Genomic DNA, 24770 nt, shown 5'->3' on the forward strand with positions numbered 1-24770 from the left:
GGTGGCGGAGCCCCGACGTGTTTCCTTGGCTTTCAATGCCGAAAGGGAGAATGGGTCCGCCGCTTCGGAGCTTCGCTGCCGATGCGCATGACTGCATCATGGTTTGGGTCCTTGGACCCACCGAATACAAGGTTGTGGCGCGACTGATCCGCGCCCCGCAAGCGGGCTCCCCTCTGATCGTCATCCCGATCGCACCGAGCGGTGCCGTCGTGCTCGAAGCTGTCAAGGTATGGCCTGGCAAGCCCGGAGCATGCCGCACGGTTGGCGCGACGACCAACCTTGACAGCTCCTGCGCGCGACGACGTCAGCGAGCCGCGGGTCGGGACGAAGAAACGGGCTTTGAGATCGAACAAAGAAACTGACGAAAGACAAAAGAACTCCTTGACAAAAAAAGCCCCATACAAGGAAACCGCGGGAGGGGGTACGTGGATGTCGCGGCGTGGGTTATGGGGATTTGAGTGCCGCGGATGAGGTGTGTGAATGGAGTCGAGGCGCTCCAGCAAGCCGGTGGACGGTGAAACGGCTACTGGATGAGCGGCGGGTCGCGTCGATCGCGGTGAATTGTCGGACGGTTTGAGCCGACGGCTGGGTATCTGAGCGCGCTCTACCGTGGCCGGTCGAGAGGCAGCTAGTGCGGCGATCAGATTTGCGGAGGTGTGACGCGGTCATGAGGTGTCGACCCTGATTGCGATGGGTGGAGCTGTTGGCCGATGCCGTGGTGTTGCCCCGCGCGAACACCTCGATGATGATCATGCGACCGCCGCAGCATGGACAAGTCGGCTTGCCGGCATCGACGGCGGCACCAGTGGGCTCGGCCTGGGAGTTTGAAACGGCAAGCAACTCACGCGCCCGCGCGATGTTGTCGGCGCGGATGCCGCTGGCGAGCAGGCCGTAGTGGCGGATGCGGTGGAAGCCGCGTGGCAGGACGTGGATGAGGAAGCGGCGGATGACCGCGCCCATCAGAACCGCGATTTTTGCGCCGGAAAGTAGCTAGCCGGCATGACACGCCGATCACGGGATGCTGGATTGGTGGATATGCTGCGGCAGCCGCATCCGCTGCCGGACTGCTGAAACGCCGATGACGGCGTTTCAAGCCGGAGCGGACGCGTGACGAGAGCATGGACGCCTGTTCGATCGGTTGCGCAAGGACGTTTCCATCCCATGCGCCGCGATGATGACATTATGCCCCTGTTTTGCCCGACGGATCAAATTCTTTTCGTAAAATCCGTAAGCCGTTGATTTTGCAGCGTGCGGCTACTGTGCATAGGGTTGTTTTGCGATAATTTGTTTTGCGCTCTGGTTACGGCCGGCTGGTACGAGCTCGGTCAGTGAGCGAATGATGCGGTCCGGCTTGACGGTCGAGCCTTCGGGCAGGCCGTCGCCATGCACGTCGATCCAGATGCCGTAGATGCCGAGGCGCTGCGGCGTCACGACTTCCCATTCCAGATTGTCGCCGATCATCCAGGTGTCTTTTGCGGTGACGCCGAGCGCGTCCATCGCATGCAGGTAGGCGCGTTCCTCGGGCTTGCCGAAACCGTGCTCGCCCTCGATCTGGATGTGGTGAAAGCGATGCGCCAGCTCGAAGCGCTCGACCTTGGCGCGCTGGATGTCGGCGGCGCCGTTGGTCACCAGCGCGAGCTTGATGCCGAGCGCCTTGAGCCTGTCGATGGCGTCATGCGCGCCGGGGAAGACGAACATCTCCTCCTCGCGATAGGCGGTGAAGCGGTCGGCGAGGCGAATTGCAAGATCGTCGGGCAGGGCGCGGTGACCGGCCGCGGCGAGCGCGGCAAAACCGCCCTTGACCGTCAGATGCCGGGCCTCGGCGAGCTTGAGCCGCCACGCGGCTTCCGCATTGGCCCAGAAGTTTCGCGCGAAAGCCAGCACCGCGGTTGCGACCTGCTGTGGCGGCAGCGGCGCAAGCTCCGCGGCGAACTCGTTCGCGATCGTATTCCAGGCGATCTCGGGCCGGGCATAGGCTGAGAGAATTGTGTCGTCCATGTCGATCAGCATGGCGCGGGGCAGTGGCTTCGATGCGGGCTTCATCGTGGTCATGGCCACTTCACCTCCGGCGGCAGCGACGACAGGATCGAATCGACATTGCCGCCGGTCTTGAGCCCGAAAATGGTGCCGCGGTCATAGAGCAGGTTAAATTCGACATAGCGCCCGCGCTGGACCAGTTGCTCCTCGCGATCCTCAGCCGTCCAGGCCGTCGCGAAATTGCGGCGCACGATGTCCGGGTAGACTTTCAGGAAGGCGCGGCCGACATCCTGGGTGAAGGCAAGGTCTGCGTCCCAATCGCCGCTGTCGTGCCAGTCGTAGAAGATGCCGCCGACGCCGCGGGCCTCTTTCCGGTGCGGCAGGTAGAAGTACTCGTCGCACCATGTCTTGTACTTGTCGTAGTCGGCGACGCCGTTCGGCTGCGTGCAGGCCTGCTTCATCGCGGCATGGAAGGCGATGCTATCGGCATCCTCCTGGGTGCGCCGGCGGTCGAGCACCGGCGTGAGGTCGGCGCCGCCACCGAACCAGGCCTTAGTGGTGACGACGAAGCGCGTGTTCATGTGCACGGCGGGCACGTGCGGATTGCGCAAGTGTGCGATCAGCGAGATGCCGGAGGCCCAGAACCGCGGATCCTCCGCCGCGCCTGGGATCTGCGCGCGGAACTCGGGAGCGAACTCGCCGTGTACGGTCGAACAGTGCACGCCGACCTTCTCGAACAGTCGGCCGTACATCATCGACATCACGCCGCCGCCGCCGGGTGCGCCAGAGTGGTCGGTGCGCTGCCAGGGCGTGCGCACGAAGCGGCCGGCCTCGCCGGGATAGAGGCTTTGCGGCGCGTCGTCTTCCAGCCACTCGAAGCTGGCGCAGAGGTCGTCGCGCAAGGCTTCGAACCAGGCGCGGGCGCGAGCCTTGCGATCGTCGATCAAGCTCGGGTCCATCGTCGATGTCATTGCCTCGACCCTTCCGGACCGTAATAGGTGCAGCTCTCGTTGCAACTGTCGCGGTGGATACTGACGCGAGTGAGCTTGCCGATATGGGCCAGCCGCTCCCAGACGAAGCGCGAGAGGTTTTCCAGCGTCGGGGTGCCGAGCGCCTCGACCTTGTTGAGGAACTTGTGGTCCAACATCAGCCGCACGTCCTCGATCGCGCGCTGGAGAAGGCCGAGATCGACCACCATGCCGGTGTCCGGATCGGGCGTGCCGCGCACCGTCACCTCGGCGCGGAAGGAGTGGCCGTGGATTTCTTCGCTGGCGGCGCCAAACGTCGTTCCCGACAATGAATGCGCCGCCTCGAAGCGGAACGATTTCGTCAATTCCCACATCTGTTCGAAAACCAATCCTATCTGATGCCGAGCGATTTATGCGTTTGCACGCTGAGCCGCCATTGCGGATGACGCAGGCAATAGTCGATGGCACGCGCAGTGTTTTCGGCGACCTCGGGCCCGTCCATCGGCTGCAGCGAGAAGCGTTCGAAGGAAAGGCCCTCGAAGGCCTCCGGCGCGGCGAGCGCCTGCGGATAGACCAGCTTCAGCTCGTGGCCGTGGCGCAAGACGAGTTCGCTTCCGCCTTTCGGGCTGACGCAGATCCAGTCGAGTCCGTCAGGTGGGGCAATCGTGCCGTTGGTTTCCACGCCGATCTCGAAGCCGTAGGCATGGAGCGCGTCGATCAGGGCTGCGTCCACCTGCAACAGCGGCTCGCCGCCGGTCAGCACCACGTAGCGATTGTCGGCCGCTCCCGTCCATTGCGCGGCGACAGTGCCGGCGAGGTCTGCGGCCGAGCCGTAGCGCCCGCCGAGCGTGCCGTCAGTGCCGACGAAATCCGTGTCGCAGAACTTGCAGACGGCATCGCCGCGATCGGCCTCGCGGCCGCTCCACAGATTGCAGCCGGCAAAACGGCAAAACACGGCGGCGCGCCCGGCATGGGCGCCTTCGCCTTGCAGGGTCAGGAAGACCTCCTTGACCGCGTAACTCAATCGTCTCTCCTCAACGTATCAAACTGGCTGGTTGCGGACCTGCCGCAGGGCTTCGCCAGCGGCCATCGCCGCGGTCATCGCCACATTGAGCGACCGCAGCCCCGGCGTGATCGGGATTACCAGCCGCGCATCCGCGGCCTCGACCACCGCGTCGGTGACGCCGGCGCTCTCGCGCCCGAATAGCAGGATGTCCGACGTCTGGTAACCGAAATCGCGGTAGTCGGTCGCGCCCTTGGTGGTGAACAGCAGCAGCCGGCAGCCCCGCGCCGCCCGCCATTGCTCGAATTTCGGCCAGGAGTCGTGACGGGTCACGCTGACGTGGTTGAGATAGTCCATTCCCGCCCGGCGGAACAGGCGGTCCGAGAACGGGAAGCCGGCCGGTTCGATGATATGGGCCGACAGTCCCAAACAGGCGCAGAGCCTGAGAATCGTGCCGGTGTTCTGGGCAATGTCGGGCTGGAAAAGTGCGATGTGCATGGCCGGGCAGTGGGCTGGTGTGGATCGAAAATGTCTCAATAAAACATCGCTAGCGCGGGAATTCGTGCATTGCACGCTCCCGCGCCGATAGCGGGCTTGCGCTCGTCCGGCAAGGGTGCGAATAGAACGATTCTGGACTGCTGTTTTCGCCCTTTTTGGTGAGGACATGCGAAGTTCTGCCGCCGCGGGGGGCCGCGGGCGCCGGCAGGCTGTTCTGGGGACGTTTGGGCGCCCCCTGGAGCGGTTCCGCCGGGAGCATAAGAAGAAAGGGTTGGAATCGTGACGACAGCGTCTTCGGCGGACCATCCGACACGCCGTGATTTCTTATTCGTTGCAACCGGGGCAGCCGCAGCAGTAGGGGGCGCGGCCGCGCTCTGGCCCTTCATTTCCCAGATGAATCCCGACGCCGCGACGATCGCCGCCGGTGCGCCGATCGAAGTCGATCTCAGCCCGGTCGCCGAGGGGCAGGACATCAAGGTGTTCTGGCGCGGCAAGCCGATCTACATCAGCCACCGCACCAAGAAACAGATCGACGAGGCGCGCGCCGTCAACGTGGCGAGCCTGCCCGATCCGCAGGCCGACGATGCCCGGGTCAAGTCCGGCCACGAGCAGTGGCTGGTCGTGATTGGCATCTGCACCCATCTCGGCTGCATCCCGATCGCTCATGAGGGCAATTACGACGGGTTCTTCTGCCCCTGCCATGGTTCGCAGTACGATTCGTCCGGCCGCATCCGCCAGGGGCCCGCGCCCGCGAACCTGCCGGTTCCGCCGTACCAGTTCGTTTCCGACACCAAAATCCAGATCGGCTGAGCTTCGCATCCGAAGCCTCGCGTCGTCTCGTCGTCTTATTTCCTCAGGATCGCATCATGAGCGGACCATCCGACTACCAGCCGAGCAATCCGGCGCTGCAATGGATCGAGCGGCGCCTGCCGATCTTTGGTCTCATCCACTCCTCCTTCGTCGCCTATCCGACCCCGCGCAACCTGAACTACTGGTGGACCTTCGGCGCCATCCTCTCCTTCATGCTCGGGATCCAGATCCTGACCGGCGTCATCCTGGCGATGCACTACACGCCGCACGCCGATCTCGCCTTCAAGTCGGTCGAGCTGATCGTTCGTGACGTGAACTACGGCTGGCTGCTCCGCAACATGCACGCGGTAGGCGCATCGATGTTCTTTGTCGCGGTCTATGTCCATATGTTCCGTGGCATCTATTACGGCTCGTTCAAGGAGCCGCGCGAGGTGCTGTGGATCCTCGGCGTCATCATCTACCTCTTGATGATGGCGACGGGCTTCATGGGCTACGTGCTGCCGTGGGGCCAGATGAGCTTCTGGGGCGCCACCGTCATCACCAATTTGTTCTCCGCCATTCCCTACGCCGGCGAGAGCATCGTGACGCTGCTGTGGGGCGGCTACTCGGTCGGCAACCCGACGCTGAATCGCTTCTTCTCGCTGCACTATCTGCTGCCGTTCCTGATCGCAGGCGTGGTCGTGCTCCACGTCTGGGCGCTGCATGTCGCCGGCCAGAACAATCCGGACGGCGTCGAGCCGAAGGCGGAAAAGGACACGGTTCCGTTCACGCCGCACGCGACCATCAAGGACATGTTCGGCGTTTCCTGTTTCATGCTGCTCTACGCCTGGTTCATCTTCTACATGCCGAACTATCTCGGCGACGCCGACAACTACATTCCGGCGAACCCGGGCGTGACGCCGCCGCACATCGTGCCGGAATGGTATTACCTGCCGTTCTACGCGATCTTGCGCTCGATCCCGAACAAGCTCGCCGGCGTCATCGCGATGTTCTCGGCGATTCTCATCCTGTGCTTCCTGCCCTGGCTCGACAGCGCCAAGACGAGGTCCTCAAAGTATCGCCCGTTGGCCAAGCAGTTCTTCTGGATCTTCGTCGCGGTCTGTATCCTGCTCGGTTATCTCGGCGCGCAGCCGCCGGAAGGCATCTACGTGATCGCCGGCAGGATCCTGACGTTCTGCTACTTCGCCTACTTCCTGATCGTGCTGCCGCTGCTCGCGCGCATCGAGACGCCGCGGCCGGTGCCGAACTCGATCGCCGACGCGGTGCTCGCCAAGACCGGCAGCAAGTCGACGCCGATGGTGTCGACCGCGATCGTGCTTGCACTGGCCGGTGCCTTGTTCGCGGGCTCGATCGACAGCGCCCGCGCCGCCGAGGGGAACGACAGGCCGCCCGGCAACAAGTGGTCGTTCGCGGGCCCTTTCGGCACGTTTGACCGCGGCGCGCTGCAGCGCGGCCTGAAGGTCTACAAGGAGGTCTGCGCCAACTGCCACGGCCTGTCCTACGTCGCCTTCCGCAACCTCGCGGAAGCGGGCGGCCCCGGCTATTCGGTGGCGCAGGCGATGGCGTTTGCCTCCGACTACAAGATCAAGGACGGCCCGAACGATGCCGGCGACATGTTCGAGCGTCTGGGCCGGCCGGCCGACTATTTCCCCTCGCCGTTCCCGAACGAGCAAGCAGCCCGTGCGGCGAACGGCGGTGCGGCGCCACCCGATCTGTCGCTGATCACCAAGGCCCGCTCGTATGGCCGCGGCTTCCCGATGTTCATCATCGACTTCTTCAGCCAATACCAGGAGCAAGGCCCGGACTACGTCGCGGCGGTGCTCCAGGGCTTTGAGGACAAGGTGCCGGAAGGCGTGACCATTCCGGAGGGCTCCTACTACAACAAGTACTTCCCGGGCCACGCCATCAAGATGCCGAAGCCGCTCAGCGATGGCCAGGTGACCTATGACGACGGCTCGCCGACCACGGTGGCGCAATATTCCAAGGACGTCACCACGTTCCTGATGTGGACCGCCGAGCCGCACATGGAAGCGCGCAAGCGCCTCGGCTTCCAGGTCTTCGCGTTCCTGATCATCTTCGCGTTGCTGATGTACTTCACCAAGAAGAAGGTCTGGGCCGACTCGCATTGAGCGGTGCGAACGACAGTGAGAAAGCCCCCGCGAGGGGGCTTTTTTGTGGGCTGGTCATTCCGGGGCGCGCGATAGCGCGAACCCGGAATCTATAGCGCTGCAGAGTGGGTGGATGAATGGATTCCGGTCTCGCGCTATCGCGCGCCCCGGAATGACAAGAGTGTGGATTGCCTCAGGCGCTTCCACCCGCCAAAATACCCTCGCCCCCAGAACATCATCGGAGGACACTATGGGAACCGCGATCACCTTCAAGCGCCCCGACGGCAAGGATGCCTCGGGCTATCTCGCCAACGCCGCGCGCGGCAACGCGCCGGGCGTGGTCGTGATCCAGGAATGGTGGGGTCTGTCGGACCAGATCAAGGGGCTGTGCGACCGCTTTGCGCTGGCCGGCTTCGATGCGCTGGCGCCCGATCTCTACAAGGGCAAGGTGGTGCCCTATCACGACACCGATTCCGCCAATAACGAGATGAACTCGCTCGACTTCATGGATGCCACGACGCAGACCGTGCGCGGCGCCGCGCAATATCTGTCGCGCAATGGCGCCAAGGTCGGCCTGACCGGCTTCTGCCTCGGCGGCGCCGTGACCATCATCGGCGCCACCAGGATCCCGGAGCTTGCGGCCGGCGTCGTGTTCTACGGCATCCCGCCGGAGCAGGCGGCCAAGCCCGCCGACGTTAAGATCCCGCTTCAGGCCCACTTCGCCAACAAGGACGACTGGTGCACGCCGCAGTTGGTGGATGCCTTCGAAAAGAGCATGAAGGCCGCCGGCAAGTCGCTTGAGCTGTTCCGCTATGATGCCGAGCACGCCTTCGTCAACGAGCAGCGCCAGGCCGTACACGACCGCGAAGCCGCCGAGCTCGCCTGGGGAAGGGCGACGGAGTTTTTCCGCAAGCATCTAGGGTAGCGGCGGCCTGCTGAGCGCTCGCCGACTAACGCCTCCTGCTGCGTCACGATTGCAATTGTTTTTTGCAATCAGAAGGCGTAGTGGCATAAAATTTCGCCATGGCGATCGCGGGAGGCGTGATGATCGAAGGAGGCAGGTTACTGTTGTCGTGCCTCGAAGTGCGCTGGAGGCGGCTCAAAAGCCCGAGAAGGCTGATTATCTGACCGGCGCGGTAGTGGATTACGTCAACGAAATTCAACGCCTCGGCGTCTACACGGGGCGTGAGCTGCCGGCTGTGGCTATGCAGGCTTACCACGCCGACTACTATCTCGCTCAGGTCAACAACGGCGGTCACAGTCAGTTCATCGGTAACACGGGCGTCGAGATGCTTCCTACGACGTCCGGCGATGCGCTCGCTGGACTGAAGGCCATGGGAGCGAGCGCGCAACACCAGATATTGCAAGAGATGATAGCTTGGGTGGGGGAACACCCCGCCGAGGCTGCACTGCAGAACGGATTCGAGAATCGCGCCGCGGCGCTCAATGCGCTTGACCTTCGTTTCTATGAAGCAGAGGAACACCAGCCGATGACGCGGCTCGCGGCCCGATGGATCGCGAGCTGGCCAGAATTGCGCACCGTCGAGCAGGAGCAATATGCTTCCGAGATCGCGCGGCTTGCGCAACTTAATCCGCATCTGTCGCAGCGCCGGATCTGGCGGAGCGTTCGCCAGATCAGCTTCCAAATGACTGACCGCCTACAAATCACGGTCGCCGCGGCATGCGGGGCGGTGGCGCCTGAGCCAGAGCTCAAGCTCATGGTTCTTCCAGGATTCGACATGGAAGTGGAGGGGCAGCAATGCACGGCCTTTGGCGTCAAGACGGACAAGGGCTCGCGGCTATGCGTCTTTGAAGAAGCGGGTGGACGACTCTATGAACTCGCCACGCGCAGCCCGACAGTGGGTGCGCGGCTATCGACTGTGGGGATTGACACAATCGGGAATTTTTCGAGAATCGCCGAGCAAAAGCTGGCGGCCGAAGCCATCGACCTGCTGTTGCGGAAGTCGGGTCTGGATCCGGCCGCGACGATCACGGCGTTGAGCGTGAGCGACGACCACGCGTCATGGTATGCGGTCACAGGAAATACCTGCGTTTTGATTGAAACCCTGGGTGATCGCGCCAACGTCGTTGGATCTGACGGCGAGGCCGCGCTCACCGTAACGCGGGCCGAAATTGAGCGTCACGCCGCAGAGGCGGCCGCGGGTCGTGACAGCCTCAACACCCCGGTATAAGCCCTCGATGCGGTCCGCGCCATTTTGGTCATCGAGGCAGTCTGGTCACCCTTGACGCCGTCCCCGCCCCATGGTGAGTATCCGTCCATGAGCACCGCCGTCCGCCCAGCCCGTCTTTGGTGGCGCACCTCCTGACGAGGTGGCCGGTGCGATTTTCCTTTCCCAAATCGTCTGAGGTCGCCAACGCAGTGCGGCGGCCTGATCGTTTGTCCTGTGTGGCGTTTCCTCGGCAAGTCTCGTAAGAGGACCCCAAGAGGATTACATGAACAGGACCGTCTTTGCCCTCCCGGCCAGAAGCGACTATGTGACCCGCGCAGGGCTTGCGATCACGCGCGTGGCGGAGCAGTTTTCCGGCGGCGCCAATCGGCTCGACGATCTCGTCAGCCTGCTCGACCGCCGCCGCGGCGTGGTGCTGTCGTCAGGCACGACCGTGCCCGGCCGCTACGAGAGCTTTGATCTCGGCTTCTCCGACCCGCCGCTCAAGCTCGAGACCACGGGCTTCAATTTTGCGCTGGAGGCACTCAACGAGCGCGGGCAGGTGCTGATCGCCTTCCTCGCTGACGTCCTGCGCGAGCCCTGCGTGGTGATCTCCGAGACGACCGCTTCGCGCCTGTCCGGCCACATCATCCGCGGCGATGCGCCGGTCGAGGAGGACCAGCGCACGCGGCGCGCCAGCGTGATGTCGCTGGTGCGCGATCTCGTCGCCGCCTTCTCCGCCAATGACGACGGCCTGCTCGGCCTGTTCGGCGCTTTTGCCTACGATCTCGTCTTCCAGATCGAGGACCTCGTGCAGAAGCGCGCGCGCGAGCAAGACCAGCGCGACATCGTACTCTACGTGCCGGATCGCCTGCTCGCCTATGATCGCGCCACCGCCCGCGGCGTGGTGCTGAGTTACGATTTTTCCTGGAAGGGCAAATCCACCGAAGGCCTGCCGCGCGAGACCGCCGAAAGTCCTTATCTCAAAACCCCGCGCCAGGGCTTTGCCGATCACGCGCCCGGCGAATATCAGGCCACGGTGGAGACCGCGCGTGCGGCCTTCGCGCGTGGTGATCTGTTCGAGGCCGTGCCCGGGCAACTCTTTGCCGAACCCTGCGAGCGCTCGCCGGCGGAAGTGTTTCAGCGGCTCTGCGTCATCAACCCGTCGCCTTACGGCGCGCTGATGAATCTCGGCGACGGCGAATTTCTGGTGTCGGCTTCGCCGGAAATGTTCGTGCGCTCCGACGGGCGCCGCGTCGAGACCTGCCCGATCTCCGGCACGATCGCGCGCGGCACCGACGCGATCGGCGACGCCGAGCAGATCCGCCAGCTCCTGAACTCGGAGAAGGACGAGTTCGAGCTCAACATGTGCACCGACGTCGACCGCAACGACAAGGCGCGCGTCTGCGTCCCCGGCACGATCAAGGTGCTGGCGCGGCGGCAGATTGAGACCTACTCAAAGCTATTCCACACCGTCGACCACGTCGAGGGCATGCTGCGCCCCGGTTTCGATGCGCTCGATGCGTTTCTCACCCACGCCTGGGCGGTGACGGTCACCGGCGCGCCAAAGCTCTGGGCGATGCAGTTCGTCGAGGATCACGAACGCTCGCCGCGGCGCTGGTATGCCGGCGCGATCGGGGCGGTGAATTTCGACGGCAGCATCAATACCGGTCTTACCATCCGTACCATCCGCATGAAGGATGGTCTCGCCGAGGTGCGCGTCGGCGCGACCTGTCTGTTCGATTCAGATCCCGCCGCCGAGGACCGCGAATGCCAGGTCAAGGCCGCGGCCCTGTTCCAGGCGCTGCGGGGCGATCCGCCAAAGCCGCTGTCTGCCTTCGCGCCCGACGCTACGGGCTCGGGCAAGCGCGTGCTGCTGATCGATCATGACGACAGTTTTGTGCACATGCTGGCGGACTATTTCCGTCAGGTCGGCGCCAGCGTCACTGTGGTCCGTTACGTGCATGCGCTCGACATGCTCAAGCAGAAGACGTGGGATTTGCTCGTGCTGTCGCCCGGTCCCGGGCGGCCCGAGGATTTCGGGATCAAGAAGACCATCGATGCGGCGCTGGAGAAGCAGCTGCCGGTGTTCGGCGTCTGCCTCGGCGTCCAGGCGATCGGCGAATATTTCGGCGGCGAGCTCGGGCAACTCAGCCATCCCGCCCATGGCCGGCCCTCGCGGGTTCAGGTGCGCGGCGGGCGGCTGATGCGCAACTTGCCGAAGGAGATCGTGATCGGCCGCTATCATTCGCTCTATGTCGAGCGCGACAGCATGCCGGAGGTGTTATCCGTCACCGCCAGCACCGAGGATGGCGTCGCCATGGCGCTGGAGCACAAGACGCTGCCGGTCGCCGGCGTGCAGTTCCATCCGGAATCGCTGATGTCGCTCAGCGGCGAGGTAGGTTTACGAATTGTCGAGAACGCATTCCGGTTGAATGCGGGCGTCGATTGAGAGGCACCAATGATGTTTGACCACGATCTGAAGGCGAGCGTCCGCACCATTCCGGACTATCCCAAGCCCGGAATCCAGTTTCGCGACATCACCACATTGCTCGCCGATGCGCGCGCGTTCCGCCGTGCGGTCGACGAACTCGTCAACCCCTGGGCCGGCAACAAGATCGACAAGGTCGCCGGCATGGAGGCGCGCGGCTTCATCATCGGCGGCGCGGTGGCGCATCAGGTCTCGGCCGGCTTCGTGCCGATCCGGAAAAAAGGCAAGCTGCCGCACACCACCGTGCGCATCGCTTACTCTCTCGAATATGGCATCGACGAGATGGAGATGCATGTCGACGCGATCCAGCCCGGCGAGCGCGTCATTCTGGTCGACGACCTCATCGCCACCGGCGGCACCGCGGAAGGCGCGGTCAAGCTGCTGCGGCAGATCGGCGCCAACGTGGTCGCGGCCTGCTTCATCATCGACCTGCCCGAACTCGGCGGCGCCGCCAAGCTGCGCGCCATGGACGTTCCAGTGCGCACGCTGATGACGTTCGAGGGGCACTGAGCGGTCGCCGCGGTAGGGCGATCGTCAGATCGCCTCGGCGTTCAGCGCCGCCTGCCAATGCAGGCAGCGCTCCTTCAAGAGCGCATTCCGGACGTAGTCCGTCTCTTCATTCTCCAGACGCTCACATTCGCCAAACGTCAGGCTCGCCTCGCCATGCCTGTTCCATGCGGCCTGGAGGCTGCGGCGTGGCTGCCCTGGCGCAGCGAAAACCAGATGCGGTTCTGGATTGTTTGCAGGTTGGGGCCCTGGCCGACCCAAGTTTTTCCCGACGGCGCGCAGCGGACGACGTAGATGCCAGCAATGGTCTTCCGCTCCTTGTAGGCGGCAATGACTGCCTTTCGGTCGATGCTCACGGGGTAGGACCTTGCTCAGAGGACGCGGATGACCGCTGCCATAACCCCAGCCCGTCCCACAGTCAATATTATCCGGGTATAATTTATCGTCTAGGACCGTTGCAAGATCAGGCTGAGCTCAAGCTCGCGGAAGGCGAGATAGTTGCGCCGAATCCACTGATGCAGCTCGGTGGAGGAGTCCTTCTCCTGGCGGAGGTAGCCGGTGAAGGAGAAGTTCAGCCGGTCGATATAGGTCTTGAGGAAGCCGGGCAGCGCCGGCAGGCGGAGCAGCCGGCCGCCGGCCATCGCAGGCGGCAACTCGCCGCGGATGATGAACTCGTTGTCGACGGTGATCAGGTTCATCCGCGGGATCTGCCCGCGCAGCATTTCATGGGCGCGGGCCGAGGCGCGGTCGGTATCGGCGGCGAACAGGATCATCGGCGCGACATGGCGGCGCGCCGCCTCCTTCAGCAGGCCGATCTCGTCGGCCATCTTGAAAAACTCGTCGAAGGCGTGGAAGCCGAGGTCGATCACCTTGGCGAGGCCGTCGTCGACGATCACGCGGTCCATCAGCTGCATCTTGCCGAAGGTGTCGATCACATCAGCCGTCTCGGTGATCTTCGGCAGGAAGTCGACCAGCGACGGTTCCTTCAGGTTGACGTCGAAGGCCGCGACGTCGCCGTTCTTGAGCAGCAGAAATTCGCTCAAAAGCCGCGCCAGCAGCGTCTTGCCGACCTGCGGGCGGGGCGAGCAGATGATGTACAGAGACGTCGCGGGCATCGACAGCCATATCTGCGCGGATTCACCGCTCAATCCAGCCGCATCCGCCCGAATTGCGCAACTATTTTTCGCTGTTGCGACCGGCGGACTTCGAACCGACGATATCGGTCAGCCGAATCCGGTCGAACTCGCTCCAGACGTTGGCGAGCCAGTGTCGGACATAGCCGCGCAGCACGAAGGAATAGTTGGCGGCTTCGTCGTTGATTCCCTTGTTGGCGACGAATTTCAGGAACGGAACGGAGGACACCTCGACCTGCTCGTAGGCCATTTCGTTAAGCTTGGGAATGGTCAGCTCGGTCGCGTCCTTGATGCGGTGGAAGTAGGAATTGTAGGTCGCCTGGTCCCACTGGAAGAACTGGGTGTCGTTGATGAAGTTCTTCACCAGGAAATATTTTGCACCGGTCATGAAGCCCGCGGTCTCGGCGATCTCGTCCAGCGAGGCGATCGAGGGCCCGAGGATGTGGAACACCGCGAAGGTGATCTGGCCGGCCTTGGCGGCATCGAGGAAGCCGATGTCGCGCAGCGAGGCCAGGGCCGGCGAGAGCAGGCCGGCGCGGACGTCGATCACGGTCACCGACGGGCTTGCCGCGTTGAGTGTATCGAAGATCTTCATCTGGTCCGACGTCGTCATCATATCGACGATCTCGGTAATCCCCGGATGGAAGCGCTTTAGCGTTCCGCGCGGCGACTCGGTGTCGAAGGCGCGCGTCGGCACGTTGTTGGCGGAAAAATAATCGAGCAGGGTGCGCGAGACCGTGGTCTTGCCGACCCCGCCCTTGTCCGCGCCCACCACAACCACTGCCGGCTTTGCCATTGCTGTCCCCTAACGCGCGCCCCCGATCGCGAGGTCGCAATCGGCCGGGCCCCAAATCGATGTCCCGAGTCTGCTGTTGGGCGCGAACATGGCAGAAACAAGGGAGAATTCAATTCCTCGGCACGTCGTTGCGGCAATTCCCGGGGTTTTTCCCAATTGCCGCGAAACTAGTCGCGCTTGATGTCAAATCACGCGCTCAATGGCGGCCCCAAGGGCCGACAGGATTCCCCATCGGATTGCCACTTGCGGTTCCGGAGGGCCTTGGCGCGGGTAGCGGCGGTGGACTGGCCGGGCCGCCTGCGTCGTTCCACGGCCCCTGTGACAGCGGCGGCGGGGCATCCTGCTGGTCGGCCTGCGTCTTGGGCTCTTTGGTGTCCTCGTCGGCCGGCAGCGGGCCGGGATCGTGGCCGCCAGCAAACTTGACCAGCGCATCGACCCGGGACTGCACCGACGGGTGAGTCGCGAACAGATCGGCAAAGCCTTCGCGCGGATTGTCGACGCAAAGCTCCATCACCGCCGAGGTCGCGCCCGGCAGCTCGCCGCGGTTCTCGATCTTGCGCAGGGCCGAAATCATGGCATCGGGATTCTTCGTCAACTCGACCGAGCCGGCGTCGGCGAGATATTCGCGCGAACGCGAGAGCGCGAGCTTCACCACCTGCGACAACAGCCAGGCTACCACGATCAGCACGACTGCGATGATGATGACCACGACCGCGCCGCCGCCCGAGCTCTTGCTGTCGCTCGATGACGAGGACGACCGCGATGATGAGGAGGAGCTAGAGGACCACGAGCCGCCGGAGCCGGAACTCCAGTTGAAGCTGGTGAACAGGCGGAAGAACAATTCGCCGAAGAAGCCGACCACGCCGGCGATGATGACGGCGACCACCATGAGCTGCACGTCGCCGTTCTTGATGTGGGTCAGCTCGTGGCCGAGCACCGCCTCGATCTCCTTATCGTCCAGCGCATCGAGGAGGCCCGTGGTCACTGTGATCGCATATTGCCGCGGGTTGAGGCCGGTCGCGAACGCGTTCAGCGCCGGGCTCTCCATCATCTTCAGCTTCGGCATGGGGATGCCGCGGGAGATGCAGAGGTTTTCGAGCAGATTGTAGAGCCGCGGCTGCTCCTGCCGGGTCACGTCGTGGCCGCCGGTCACCGCGTCAATCATCGACTGGTGGAAGAAATAGGCAATCACGATCCAGGCGGCCGCCGCGATCGTCGCAAAGGGCGAGGCCTTGAGCAGGTCGGAGAAGGCGCGGCTCAGATAGAAAGCGACGGTCTGACCGCTGTCGATAAGAACTTCGGCGATCAGCGCGCCAGCGTAGACCAGCACATAGAGCAGCAGGAACAGGCCGGCGAGCAGCAGCATCGAACGAAACTTGTTCGAGGCGATGTGCGTGTAGAGACCATACGCGGCCATGGCGCGCTGTCCTGCCGGCCCCGCGGCTTAAATCAGAACTTCACCTGCGGCGTCGCCTCGACCTCGGTGCGGCCGGCGCCGAGATCGAAGAACTCCTTCCGGGTGAAGCCGAACATGCCGGCGAACAGCGCGGCGGGCATCTGCTGGATGCCGGTGTTGTACTCCTGGACCGCGTTGTTGAAGAAGCGGCGGCTCGCCGCGATCTTGTTCTCGAGGTCGGAGAGCTCGCTGGCAAGCTGCTGGAAGTTGGCATTGGCCTTGAGGTCGGGATAGGCCTCCGACAGCGCGATCAGCCGGCCGAGCGCGCCGGAGAGCTGGTTCTCCGCGGCGGACACCTGGGTCGGGCCCTGCGCCGACATCGCCGAATTGCGCGCCTTGATGACATCGTCGAGCGTGCCGCGCTCGTGCGACGCGTAGCCCTTCACCGTCTCGACCAGGTTCGGGATCAGGTCATGACGCTGCTTGAGCTGCACGTCGATATCGGCAAAGGCCTGGCCGACGCGCTGGCTCAGCGCCACCAGCCGGTTATAGGCGCTGAAGGCGAACAGCACGAGGACGACGATGACGCCGAGAACGATCCAGCCGGTCGACATGGAGAACTCCTGAAGGGGAATTGAGGCGGGCGCAGCCTAGACCAAATTGGCGCGGAGCGAGAGCCCCGGCGCAGAGGGGAGGTTAGACTTGGTCGGATCGGCAGCCATTCGAGTTCAAGGCAAAAGCGGGCAACGAGGTTAACTTTAGGACAGGACTGCATCGCCCCAGCGCCAACGCCGCGCATTCGCATAGGCGGGCTTGTCGCGGCGTGGCACCTTCGCAAGTTCGACGCCCTGCTCAGTACAGAGCTTGGCCGTGATCTCGGCCTTGCCGACGTCCGGTGGCGTGAGCACGCGCGAGGCGCGTGTCGCGGGCGGCGTGCGGGTCAGGGCGACGTAGATGAACCTCTCGTCCTCGAACGGCACCTCGGCGCCCTTGATCTGGCGGTGCGCCTGCGAGCGCGGCAGGCGCTGGGAGAAATGGCACCAGTCGGGCGCAACAAGGGGACAGGGCTTTTCGTGCGGGCAGGGGGCGGCGACGTAAGCACCTAGCGCAATCAGCTGCTGGCGCAGCGCGAGGATGCGGGCATAGCCGGCGGGCGTGCCGGGCTCAATCACCACAAGCGTGTGGCGTGCCTTTGCCCACATTGCCTCGGTCAGCTTGCGCTGGTCGCTCTCGCCGAGCTCGCCGATGATGTAGCTCGCAACGACGAGATCGGCTTGCGGGACCTCGGCGAGGTTCGCTCCGGCGTCGCCCGGCAGATAGCGGCAATCGGCCAGCCGTGCGCTGTCTTGCGCGAGCTCGAGGGCCAGCCGGCTCAAGGTCGCGTTGGCATCGAGCAGGGTGAAGGATCCCAGCGAGCCAAACGCCTCCGCGGCGGCCCAGCTCGCGGTGCCCGGGCCTGCGCCGACATCGAGCAATGTTTCAGGGGCGAAGTCCGGTACGATGTCTGTCAGCGCATTCAAGCTCGCGGCCACCGCCGCATAAGTCGCCGGCATCCGCGCGAGTGCATAGGCCAGCGCGTCGGCCTCGGACTTGATCGTGCCGGAACCGCCGCCGGCGCGATAGGCGTTCGAGATCTTCTGCGATCGCTGTGCCGCATCGCTGCGCGAAAAGCCCTGGAGCCTGGCGTAGAGCGCGGCTTTGAGTTCGGCGGGAAGAGTTGGGGCGATCATCATCCGCGGTCATGCCCCGCAGGCGGGGCATCCAGTAATCCGAGCCAGTGCCATTAACCGAGGAGCCGCGGCGCGCTGGATCATCCGCCCCGGTGCGCAATTGCGCACAAGGCGGATGATGACGTCAATGGGTGCGGAACGACTTCGGCCTCACGCCACGTTCTGGTCGAGAATGTCCACGGCCTCTTGCAGGCTCACCGACACCAGTTGCGAAACGCCGCGCTCGGCCATGGTGACGCCGAACAGCCGGTTCATCCGCGCCATCGTGATCGGGTTATGGGTGATGATGATGAAGCGCGTGTCGGTCGAACTGGTCATCTCGTGCAGCAAATTGCAGTAGCGCTCGACATTGTGGTCGTCGAGCGGCGCGTCGACTTCGTCCAGCACGCAGATCGGCGAGGGGTTGGTGAGGAACACCGCGAAGATCAGCGCCATTGCGGTCAGCGCCTGCTCGCCGCCCGAAAGCAATGACAGCGTCTGCGGCTTCTTGCCGGGGGGCTTGGCGATGATCTCGAGACCGGCTTCTAGCGGATCGTCGCTCTCGATCAGATGCAGCGCCGCCTCGCCGCCGCCGAACAGCTCGACGAACAGCCGCTTGAAATGGCTGTTGACGACCTCGAACGAGGTCAGGAGCCGCTCGCGGGCTTCCTTGTTGAGGCTCTGGATGCCCTGGCGCAGCCGCTTGATGGCTTCGACGAGATCGTCGCGCTCGGTGGTGAGGCCGGTGTGCTGGGTCTCGACCTCGCGCAGCTCTTCCTCGGCGCGCAGATTCACCGCGCCCAGACGCTCGCGGTCGCGGCGCAGCTTCTCCAGTTCTTCCTCGGTCTCGCCGAGCGGCGGCAATTCCGCGCCGGGCTCGATCTCGGCAAGGCCGGCGACCGTCTGCGGCTCGACCTCGAGCATGTCGCGGATCTCGCGCTCGATGTCCTCCAGCCGGCGCCGGGCGCCTTCCATGCGTTCTTCGGCGCGTGCGGTCGCCTCGCGTGCGCTCGACAGCGCTTCGAGGGTCAGCTTCGCCGCGCGATCGGTCTCCGCCATCGCGGTTTCTGCGGCAGCGAGTGCGTCGGCGGCGACGCGGCGGTCATTCTCGGCATATTCGATCTCGGTGATCAGCGCGCTGCGCTTCTCGGCGAACACGGCCGGCGCGTTCTCGAGATCGCTGCGCTCGATCGAGACCTCGGTGATGCGGGCCTGGATAGTATCGATATGGGAGGTCGCGCTCACCTTGCGGTTCTGCCACTCGGTGCGCTCGGCAAGGATCGCCTGCACGCGGCGGTCGGCGAGCTCAGCCTCGCGCGCCAGCGCCTGCGCCTCGGCGCGGACCTGGGCGGCCATGCGGCGGTGGCCTTCGATGTCGCTGCGGACCGCGGCGAGACGGGTCTCGGTGTCCTCGCTCGACGGCAGCTCGGAGATCGCAGCGGCGGCGTATTCGTGCGCGGCCTCGGCCTCGGCGCGGTCGGCGGCGAGGCGGGTATGCGCTTCGATCAGCGCCGATTTGCGGGCGGCGTGGCGGTTGATCTCGCGCTCGGCCGTGGCGTGGCGCTCGCGTGCGGCGTTGAGCTCGCGCTGCGCGGCGCGCCAGGCTTCGCGGGACGCGCCCTCGGTGCTGGCCGCCATCTGCAGCTCGGCCTCGGCATTTTCCAACGCCTGGCGCTTGATTTGCGCGTCGATGCGGGCCTGCTCCAGCTCGTTCTCGATGTCGACGAGGCGGGCGCGCTCGGCAAGGCGCCGGGCCGCGCCGGTCGGCGCGTGAGCCGCGGCGACAAAGCCGTCCCAGCGCCAGACGTCACCCTCGGGCGAGACCAGCCGCTGGCCGGTCTTGAGCTGCGACACCAGCTCGGCACCCCGCTCGCGCGGCACCACGCCGATCTGCGCCAGGCGGCGCGCCAGCTCGGCCGGCGCCTGCACGTGATTGGCGAGCGGGACCACGCCCTCGGGCAGCTCCGGATCGCCGTCGGTGACACCGGCATGGGTCCAGCGCATCGGCGCCGACGGATCGACCGGCGCGTCGAGATCGTCGCCGAGCGCGGCGCCGATCGCCTTTTCAAAACCCTTGTCGACGGTGATGCCGTCGATGATCGGCGGCCACAGATTCTTGGTCTCGCCGTTGACGATCTTGGAGATGGTGCGCGCTTCGGTCTCGAGCCGCTGCACGCGCTTGTCGGCCTCGTTCAGCGGTGAGCGCGAGGATTCCAGCGTCTGGCGCGCGGCGACGTGGGCGGCCTCGCTCGCCTGCGCGGCAGCTTCCGAAGCCGCAAGCGTTTGCTCCGCGTTCTCGACCGTGGCAGTCAGCTCGTCGAGATCGCCGAAGCCGCCGGTCTCGTCAGCGAGCTTCTGCTCTTCCGCGGCGACATTCGCGATCTCCTGGTCGAGCCGGGCGAGCTTGTTGCGGTGGGTGCGGACATTGGCCTCGAGCTGGTTGCGCTTGGCGGTGAGGTCGGCGAGCTCCGTGGTGAGCTCGGAGAATCGTTGCTCGACTTCGGTCAGCGTCGCCTCGGCCTCGGCCACGCGCTCGTCGACGCCTGAGCGCTTCTCGACGCGCGACTTGATCTCTTCTTTCAGCTCGGCATCCTCGGTGTCGAGCCGCTCGAGTGCGACGTCGGCATCCATGGTCTGCTGCTGGGCGCGCGAGATGTCGCCTTCGAACTGCGCCAGCCGGCGCTCGAGCTCGGCGACGCGCTCCTTGGCGCGCTCTTCCTCGCGGTCGAGCAGTTCGCGGGCGTTGGTCAGCCGTTGCAGGCCTGCGGCTGCGCGCGCTTCGGCATCGCGCAGCGCCGGCATTTCGGCGGCGCGGATCGCCTGGATGCGCGCGGCCTCGGCCTGGTGCTGGGTGCGCTCGGCCATCTCGCGCACGGCGAGATCATGGGTCTGGCCGGAATCGTTGACCTCGGCATGGGCCCCGACCCAGCGCAGATGAAATAGGGTCGCTTCAGCCTTGCGGACCTTGGACGCGACCTCGCGATAGCGGACGGCCTGGCGGGCCTGCTTCTTGAGACCTTCGACTTGGCCGGCGAGCTGGCCGATCACGTCCTCGACGCGGGTGAGGTTGGTTTCGGCCGCCTTCAGCCGTAGCTCGGCTTCATGACGGCGGGCGTGCAGGCCGGCGACGCCGGCGGCGTCTTCCAGCACGCGGCGGCGCTGCTCGGGCTTGGCCTGGATGATCTCGCCGATCTTGCCCTGGTGGACGAGGGCGGGCGAGCGCGCGCCGGTGGCGGCGTCCGCGAACAGGATCTGCACGTCGCGGGCGCGCACGTCGCGGCCGTTGATGCGGTAGACCGAGCCCGCCTCGCGCTCGATGCGGCGGGAGATTTCCAGAAGCTGGCTGTCGTTTATCGCCGCCGGCGCGGTGCGATCAGCATTGTCGATCGTCATCGTCACTTCGGCGTGGTTGCGCGCCGGACGGTTGCCGGAGCCGGCGAAGATCACCGCGTCCATGTCGGCGGCGCGCAACGATTTGTACGAGGTCTCGCCCATCGCCCAGCGCAGCGCCTCGACCAGATTCGACTTGCCGCAGCCGTTCGGTCCGACCACGCCGGTCAGGCCGGGCTCGATGACGAAGTCGGTCGGCTCAACGAAAGACTTGAAGCCGTGAAGGCGCAGGCGGGTGATCTTCATAAGCACGCATCTCTATTGGCAGGCGCGAATCCCCCTGCCCGGACAATGCCATGGAAGGCAATGTCGCTCTCTGGGTGAGTCGCGCGAGGCGGCTCATGCGGCGGACAATGGCCGTGGTGCGCCGCGAGGGCAACCGGCGAAAGCCGCTTTTCCCAAGGGATTTATGCCGGGAAAGATACGGTTTTGGCGCCCACGAATCAGGATCGAGCGTGAGAATCAGCTCTTCAGCAGCGGGTTGATCTTCTTCGCGAATTCCTCGAACGAGGTCTCGCCCTTGATCTTCTCGCCGTTGATGAAGAAGGTCGGCGTCGAATCGACCTTCAGAACGTCGCTGGCATATTTCTGGTCGGCGGCGATCTTGTCGAGCAGCGCCTGGTCCTTCAGGCAGGCCTCGACCTGCTGCTGGGTGAGTCCGGCCTGCTTGCCGATCCGCGTCAAGGTCTCCGTGGTGTTCTTCATCACCCAGTCGTTCTGCTGGCGGAACAGCATGTCGGTGACCGCAAAGTATTTCGGCGCGTCGCCATTGGCGATGCAGCGCGACAGCATCGAGCCGGCGGCGGCCTTGATGTCCAGCGGGAACTCGCGGAAGACGTAACGGACCTTGCCGGTGTCGATGTATTCCGACTTGATTTTGGGGAACACCTGCTCGTTGAACGCCGCGCAGTGCGGGCAGGTCATGGAGGCGTATTCGGTGATGGTGACGGCGGCGTCCTTCGGGCCGAGCGCCATGTCGGGCAACGACACCGGCTTGGCCACATCGCCAGCCGCCTGCGCCATTGCTTCCGGGATCATGGCCTCGGAGATGAACCGCAGCGGCGAGAGCCCAGCGAGCGCGGCAAGCCCGGTCAGCGACAGCATCGTGGTGAAGGCGCGGCGGGTGATGATCAAGGTCGGCTCCCGGATTGATGTGGTCTCGCCCCCAAGGATACAGTCAAGGATACTATCAAGTTCCCGCTCGGGCGGCCTGTCGCTAGCTCGAAACGTCCCTTGAGGCAATGGCAGGCCGCAAGAACGGGTCCAGATTGGCGCCGGAATAAGGCTCAATTTCGCTTGATTGCGGCGCCGAGGCGCGCCAGCGCCGTCTTCAATTGTTCATCTTCGATATCGCCCAGGCTCTCCGCCACCTTGGCGACGGTCTTGGGGTCTGGCGGGGCGGGCCGCGCCGGCCGCCGGGCGCGGGACAGGGGAGCTTGGCGGAAGGCGAGCTTGCCGACCGCGCTCCAGCCGAAGAAGCGGTTGACCCGCTCCAGGATCACGTGGGCGGAGTGCTGGATCTCCAGCGCCATCGGGCCCTCGACCCGCAGCACCAGCGTCGCCGGTTCCTGCGGCTGGCCCTCGACAGGCCGCGGCCATTGCATCTTGAGCGGTTCGGCATGAACCGCGATCTCCGGCCCGGCAATCTGCGCCCACCGCGTCACCAATTCGCGGGCGGCAAAGCCCTGCTTGGCATAGGCCTCGGCAAAGACGTCGTTGAGCAGCAGCGAGAGCGGCTTTGCGCTGATGGGGCCGGGCTTGATGGGGCGAAGCTTGGACATGAGCCCTTATAGCACTCCACGGCGCGGACCACAGGCTCTACCCGTCTTGGCCGGGCATAGCCGTCCGAAGGACGGCGCCGTTTCCGCTCGCCGATGTCCCGGCCATCCACATTCTTTCCGCGAAGAAAGACGTGGATGCCCGCGACAAGCGCGGGCATGACGTGGAGAGGCCGGTGCGTTGTCGTTACAGTAAAGAGCATGAGCCCCAAATCCGCCCTCAAGGCCAAGTCGGAACCTGTTCTGCCGGAAACGTCGTTGCGACCGACACTGCTTCTCCAATGGTACGACCGCCACCGCCGCCGATTGCCCTGGCGGGTGTTGCCCGGCGAGGCATCGGACCCGTACCGCGTCTGGCTGTCGGAGATCATGCTGCAGCAGACCACGGTGAAGGCGGTCGGGCCCTATTTCGAGAAGTTCATCGCACGCTGGCCGGATGTCACGGCACTCGGCCGCGCCTCGCTGGATGACGTGCTGCGGATGTGGGCCGGGCTCGGCTATTATTCGCGCGCGCGCAATCTCTATGCCTGCGCGGTCGCGGTGACGCGCGACCATGGCGGCGTCTTTCCCGACACCGAGGAAGGGTTGCACGCGCTGCCCGGGATCGGGCCTTACACTGCGGCGGCGATTGCCGCGATCGCCTTCGATCGCCGCACCATGCCGGTCGACGGCAATATCGAGCGGGTGGTGTCGCGGCTGTTCGCTGTCGAGGAGGAGTTGCCGCAGGCAAAACCGCTGATCCAGCAATTGGCGGCAACGCTGCTTGCCGAGTCCCGCTCAGGCGATAGCGCGCAGGCGCTAATGGATCTGGGCGCCTCGATCTGCACGCCGAAGAAGCCGGCGTGCTCATTGTGTCCGCTGAACGAGGATTGCACGGCGCGCGCGCAGGGCATCCAGGAAAGCTTTCCGCGCAAGGCGCCCAAGAAGAACGGAACCTTGCGGCGTGGTGCTGCCTTCGTCGTCACGCGCGGCGATGAGCTCCTGGTCCGCTCGCGCCCCGAAAAGGGCCTGCTCGGCGGCATGACCGAGGTGCCGGGCTCGGACTGGCTCGCCGGCCAGAACGATACCAGGGCGAGACAGCAGGCGCCGGAGCTGAAGGGGCTCTCGCGCTGGCAGCGCAAGCTGGGCGTCGTCACCCACGTGTTCACGCATTTCCCGCTGGAGCTGGTGGTTTACACGGCCAAGGCGCAAGCCCGTACGCGGGCACCGGAGGGCATGCGCTGGGTGCCGATCGCGACCCTTGCCGACGAAGCGCTGCCCAACGTCATGCGCAAGGTGATCACGCACGCGCTGGGCCTCTCGCCGGCGGCATCCTCCTGACACCATGCTGTCAGCAGGCCTGCGCTAACAGCGGGGCGAAACGGAGATTTCGCATGGTCAAGACCGCTCTCGACAACTTCCGAAGGCCACCCTGCGCCGAGCTGCTCGGATGGCAATTGCTCGATGCGCGCCCTGGGGACGGCTGGATCAAGCTCGGCTTCGAAGGCAAGCCCGAATTTTGCAACCCGGCAGGTTTCATCCAGGGCGGCATGCTGTCGGCCATGCTCGACGACACGATGGGGCCGGCCGTGCTGGTGATGAGCGAGGGCCGCCTCTACACCACCACCATCAGCATGACTGTGAATTTCCTCAGTCCCGCAAGACCCGGGCCGATCATCGCCGAGGCGACTGTGACGCAGCTCGGCAAGACGATTGCATTCGTCGAAGCCAAGCTCACGAGCGAGGACGGCACGGTGCTGGCGACGGCAACCGCGAGCGAGCGTTTGCTGGAAGCGGCGAGGGTGGTGAAGTAAGGCGGGCAACGCTCTCCCACTCCCTCGCCCCGTTCTTACGGGGAGAGGGAGGGGTGAGGGGCCTCTCTCAACACGGGAGATCCACGAGAGACCTGTACCCCCTCACCCGGATTGCATCTTTGATCCAATCCGACCTCTCCCCGCAAGCGCAGGGCTGTCCCGGGAAAATCACACATAGATGAGCTCCAGCTGGTCGAGAGAGAACCTGGGCTTTGGCTTGCTGGGATTGACTGGCGGAGGCTTGT

At 64.8% G+C, this 24770-nt stretch carries 21 protein-coding genes and 2 pseudogenes; 8 read left to right on the forward strand and 15 right to left on the reverse strand.

Translation table 11 applies throughout. The features are described from left to right. Positions 1-843 precede the first annotated feature (843 nt). The 6 genes and pseudogenes from IVA82_RS09975 to IVA82_RS10000 all read right to left on the reverse strand — a co-directional run. Positions 844-948: pseudogene (locus tag IVA82_RS09975) on the reverse strand (transposase); the annotation flags it as partial. A 306-nt stretch (positions 949-1254) separates the two neighbouring features. Then, complete coding sequence (locus IVA82_RS09980; RefSeq protein WP_247384548.1) at positions 1255-2052, reverse strand: HAD family hydrolase; 798 nt, start codon at positions 2050-2052, stop codon at positions 1255-1257. Continuing rightward, complete coding sequence (gene hemF, locus IVA82_RS09985; protein WP_247384552.1) at positions 2049-2936, reverse strand: oxygen-dependent coproporphyrinogen oxidase; 888 nt, start codon at positions 2934-2936, stop codon at positions 2049-2051. Before hemF ends, IVA82_RS09980 begins: the two co-directional genes overlap by 4 nt. An 8-nt stretch (positions 2937-2944) precedes the next feature. Next, on the reverse strand, positions 2945-3319 hold the full coding sequence (locus IVA82_RS09990; protein ID WP_247384551.1) for a 6-carboxytetrahydropterin synthase: 375 nt from the start codon (positions 3317-3319) through the stop codon (positions 2945-2947). Between the two features lie 17 nt (positions 3320-3336). Beyond that, positions 3337-3969, reverse strand: coding sequence for a 7-carboxy-7-deazaguanine synthase (gene queE / locus IVA82_RS09995; protein ID WP_247384547.1), 633 nt, complete (start codon positions 3967-3969; stop codon positions 3337-3339). An 18-nt stretch (positions 3970-3987) separates the two neighbouring features. Further along, positions 3988-4446 carry a tRNA (cytidine(34)-2'-O)-methyltransferase gene (locus IVA82_RS10000; protein ID WP_247384546.1) on the reverse strand — a complete coding sequence of 153 codons (459 nt, stop codon included), beginning with the start codon at positions 4444-4446 and terminating at the stop codon, positions 3988-3990. A gap of 279 nt (positions 4447-4725) precedes the next feature. Here IVA82_RS10000 and petA point away from each other — a divergent pair, with 279 nt between their 5' ends. The 6 genes from petA (at position 4726) to IVA82_RS10030 (ending at position 12533) form a co-directional block, all read left to right on the forward strand. Further along, positions 4726-5256, forward strand: a complete 531-nt coding sequence (gene petA / locus IVA82_RS10005; RefSeq protein ID WP_148742719.1) for a ubiquinol-cytochrome c reductase iron-sulfur subunit — start codon at positions 4726-4728, stop codon at positions 5254-5256. Between the two features lie 56 nt (positions 5257-5312). Next, positions 5313-7385 carry a cytochrome b/c1 gene (gene fbcH, locus IVA82_RS10010; protein WP_247384545.1) on the forward strand — a complete coding sequence of 691 codons (2073 nt, stop codon included), beginning with the start codon at positions 5313-5315 and terminating at the stop codon, positions 7383-7385. 229 nt (positions 7386-7614) lie between these two features. Continuing rightward, complete coding sequence (locus IVA82_RS10015; RefSeq protein WP_247384544.1) at positions 7615-8289, forward strand: dienelactone hydrolase family protein; 675 nt, start codon at positions 7615-7617, stop codon at positions 8287-8289. 148 nt (positions 8290-8437) lie between these two features. Next, on the forward strand, positions 8438-9556 hold the full coding sequence (locus IVA82_RS10020) for a DUF4375 domain-containing protein (RefSeq protein WP_247384543.1): 1119 nt from the start codon (positions 8438-8440) through the stop codon (positions 9554-9556). 262 nt (positions 9557-9818) lie between these two features. After that, complete coding sequence (locus IVA82_RS10025) at positions 9819-11984, forward strand: anthranilate synthase component I (protein WP_247384542.1); 2166 nt, start codon at positions 9819-9821, stop codon at positions 11982-11984. 9 nt (positions 11985-11993) lie between these two features. Continuing rightward, positions 11994-12533 carry an adenine phosphoribosyltransferase gene (locus IVA82_RS10030; protein ID WP_247384540.1) on the forward strand — a complete coding sequence of 180 codons (540 nt, stop codon included), beginning with the start codon at positions 11994-11996 and terminating at the stop codon, positions 12531-12533. 24 nt (positions 12534-12557) lie between these two features. Here IVA82_RS10030 and IVA82_RS10035 read toward each other — a convergent pair. The 9 genes and pseudogenes from IVA82_RS10035 to IVA82_RS10075 form a co-directional block, all read right to left on the reverse strand. Then, positions 12558-12886: pseudogene (locus IVA82_RS10035) on the reverse strand (GIY-YIG nuclease family protein). A gap of 90 nt (positions 12887-12976) precedes the next feature. Next, positions 12977-13645: a hypothetical protein gene (locus IVA82_RS10040; RefSeq protein WP_247384549.1), complete on the reverse strand. Its 669-nt coding sequence runs from the start codon at positions 13643-13645 to the stop codon at positions 12977-12979. A 61-nt stretch (positions 13646-13706) separates the two neighbouring features. Then, positions 13707-14459, reverse strand: coding sequence for a hypothetical protein (locus IVA82_RS10045; protein ID WP_148742726.1), 753 nt, complete (start codon positions 14457-14459; stop codon positions 13707-13709). Between the two features lie 196 nt (positions 14460-14655). Further along, entirely contained in the window at positions 14656-15876 is a 1221-nt protein-coding gene (locus IVA82_RS10050; RefSeq protein ID WP_247384539.1) for a M48 family metallopeptidase, read from the reverse strand. A gap of 32 nt (positions 15877-15908) precedes the next feature. Next, complete coding sequence (locus tag IVA82_RS10055) at positions 15909-16469, reverse strand: LemA family protein (protein ID WP_247384537.1); 561 nt, start codon at positions 16467-16469, stop codon at positions 15909-15911. A gap of 144 nt (positions 16470-16613) precedes the next feature. Then, positions 16614-17588, reverse strand: coding sequence for a small ribosomal subunit Rsm22 family protein (locus tag IVA82_RS10060; RefSeq protein WP_247384536.1), 975 nt, complete (start codon positions 17586-17588; stop codon positions 16614-16616). A gap of 147 nt (positions 17589-17735) precedes the next feature. After that, the gene (smc, locus tag IVA82_RS10065; protein ID WP_247384533.1) at positions 17736-21200 is read right to left on the reverse strand and encodes a chromosome segregation protein SMC; all 3465 of its coding nucleotides are present in this window, start codon (positions 21198-21200) and stop codon (positions 17736-17738) included. A 216-nt stretch (positions 21201-21416) separates the two neighbouring features. Beyond that, positions 21417-22088, reverse strand: coding sequence for a DsbA family protein (locus IVA82_RS10070; protein WP_247384531.1), 672 nt, complete (start codon positions 22086-22088; stop codon positions 21417-21419). A 152-nt stretch (positions 22089-22240) separates the two neighbouring features. Next, complete coding sequence (locus tag IVA82_RS10075) at positions 22241-22735, reverse strand: DciA family protein (RefSeq protein WP_247384530.1); 495 nt, start codon at positions 22733-22735, stop codon at positions 22241-22243. A 198-nt stretch (positions 22736-22933) separates the two neighbouring features. On the opposite strand from IVA82_RS10075, the gene mutY reads away from it, so the two are divergent. Both mutY and IVA82_RS10085 read left to right on the forward strand, forming a co-directional pair. Continuing rightward, entirely contained in the window at positions 22934-24052 is a 1119-nt protein-coding gene (gene mutY / locus IVA82_RS10080) for an A/G-specific adenine glycosylase (protein WP_247384529.1), read from the forward strand. Positions 24053-24105: 53 nt separating this feature from the next. Further along, entirely contained in the window at positions 24106-24525 is a 420-nt protein-coding gene (locus IVA82_RS10085; protein WP_247384528.1) for a PaaI family thioesterase, read from the forward strand. Positions 24526-24770: the final 245 nt, after the last annotated feature.

Source organism: Bradyrhizobium sp. 142 (genome assembly GCF_023074015.1).
Classification (GTDB): domain Bacteria; phylum Pseudomonadota; class Alphaproteobacteria; order Rhizobiales; family Xanthobacteraceae; genus Bradyrhizobium.

Excerpts from the sequence above, each read along its gene's own strand:
- IVA82_RS09980 (WP_247384548.1), bottom strand. The coding sequence starts at position 2,052 with ATGACCACGATGAAGCCCGCATCGAAGCCACTGCCCCGCGCCATGCTG.
- hemF (WP_247384552.1), bottom strand. The coding sequence starts at position 2,936 with ATGGACCCGAGCTTGATCGACGATCGCAAGGCTCGCGCCCGCGCCTGG.
- IVA82_RS09990 (WP_247384551.1), bottom strand. The coding sequence starts at position 3,319 with ATGTGGGAATTGACGAAATCGTTCCGCTTCGAGGCGGCGCATTCATTG.
- IVA82_RS10000 (WP_247384546.1), bottom strand. The coding sequence starts at position 4,446 with ATGCACATCGCACTTTTCCAGCCCGACATTGCCCAGAACACCGGCACG.
- fbcH (WP_247384545.1), top strand. The coding sequence starts at position 5,313 with ATGAGCGGACCATCCGACTACCAGCCGAGCAATCCGGCGCTGCAATGG.
- IVA82_RS10015 (WP_247384544.1), top strand. The coding sequence starts at position 7,615 with ATGGGAACCGCGATCACCTTCAAGCGCCCCGACGGCAAGGATGCCTCG.
- IVA82_RS10025 (WP_247384542.1), top strand. The coding sequence starts at position 9,819 with ATGAACAGGACCGTCTTTGCCCTCCCGGCCAGAAGCGACTATGTGACC.
- IVA82_RS10030 (WP_247384540.1), top strand. The coding sequence starts at position 11,994 with ATGATGTTTGACCACGATCTGAAGGCGAGCGTCCGCACCATTCCGGAC.
- IVA82_RS10040 (WP_247384549.1), bottom strand. The coding sequence starts at position 13,645 with ATGCCCGCGACGTCTCTGTACATCATCTGCTCGCCCCGCCCGCAGGTC.
- IVA82_RS10045 (WP_148742726.1), bottom strand. The coding sequence starts at position 14,459 with ATGGCAAAGCCGGCAGTGGTTGTGGTGGGCGCGGACAAGGGCGGGGTC.
- IVA82_RS10050 (WP_247384539.1), bottom strand. The coding sequence starts at position 15,876 with ATGGCCGCGTATGGTCTCTACACGCACATCGCCTCGAACAAGTTTCGT.
- IVA82_RS10055 (WP_247384537.1), bottom strand. The coding sequence starts at position 16,469 with ATGTCGACCGGCTGGATCGTTCTCGGCGTCATCGTCGTCCTCGTGCTG.
- IVA82_RS10060 (WP_247384536.1), bottom strand. The coding sequence starts at position 17,588 with ATGATGATCGCCCCAACTCTTCCCGCCGAACTCAAAGCCGCGCTCTAC.
- smc (WP_247384533.1), bottom strand. The coding sequence starts at position 21,200 with ATGAAGATCACCCGCCTGCGCCTTCACGGCTTCAAGTCTTTCGTTGAG.
- IVA82_RS10075 (WP_247384530.1), bottom strand. The coding sequence starts at position 22,735 with ATGTCCAAGCTTCGCCCCATCAAGCCCGGCCCCATCAGCGCAAAGCCG.
- mutY (WP_247384529.1), top strand. The coding sequence starts at position 22,934 with ATGAGCCCCAAATCCGCCCTCAAGGCCAAGTCGGAACCTGTTCTGCCG.
- IVA82_RS10085 (WP_247384528.1), top strand. The coding sequence starts at position 24,106 with ATGGTCAAGACCGCTCTCGACAACTTCCGAAGGCCACCCTGCGCCGAG.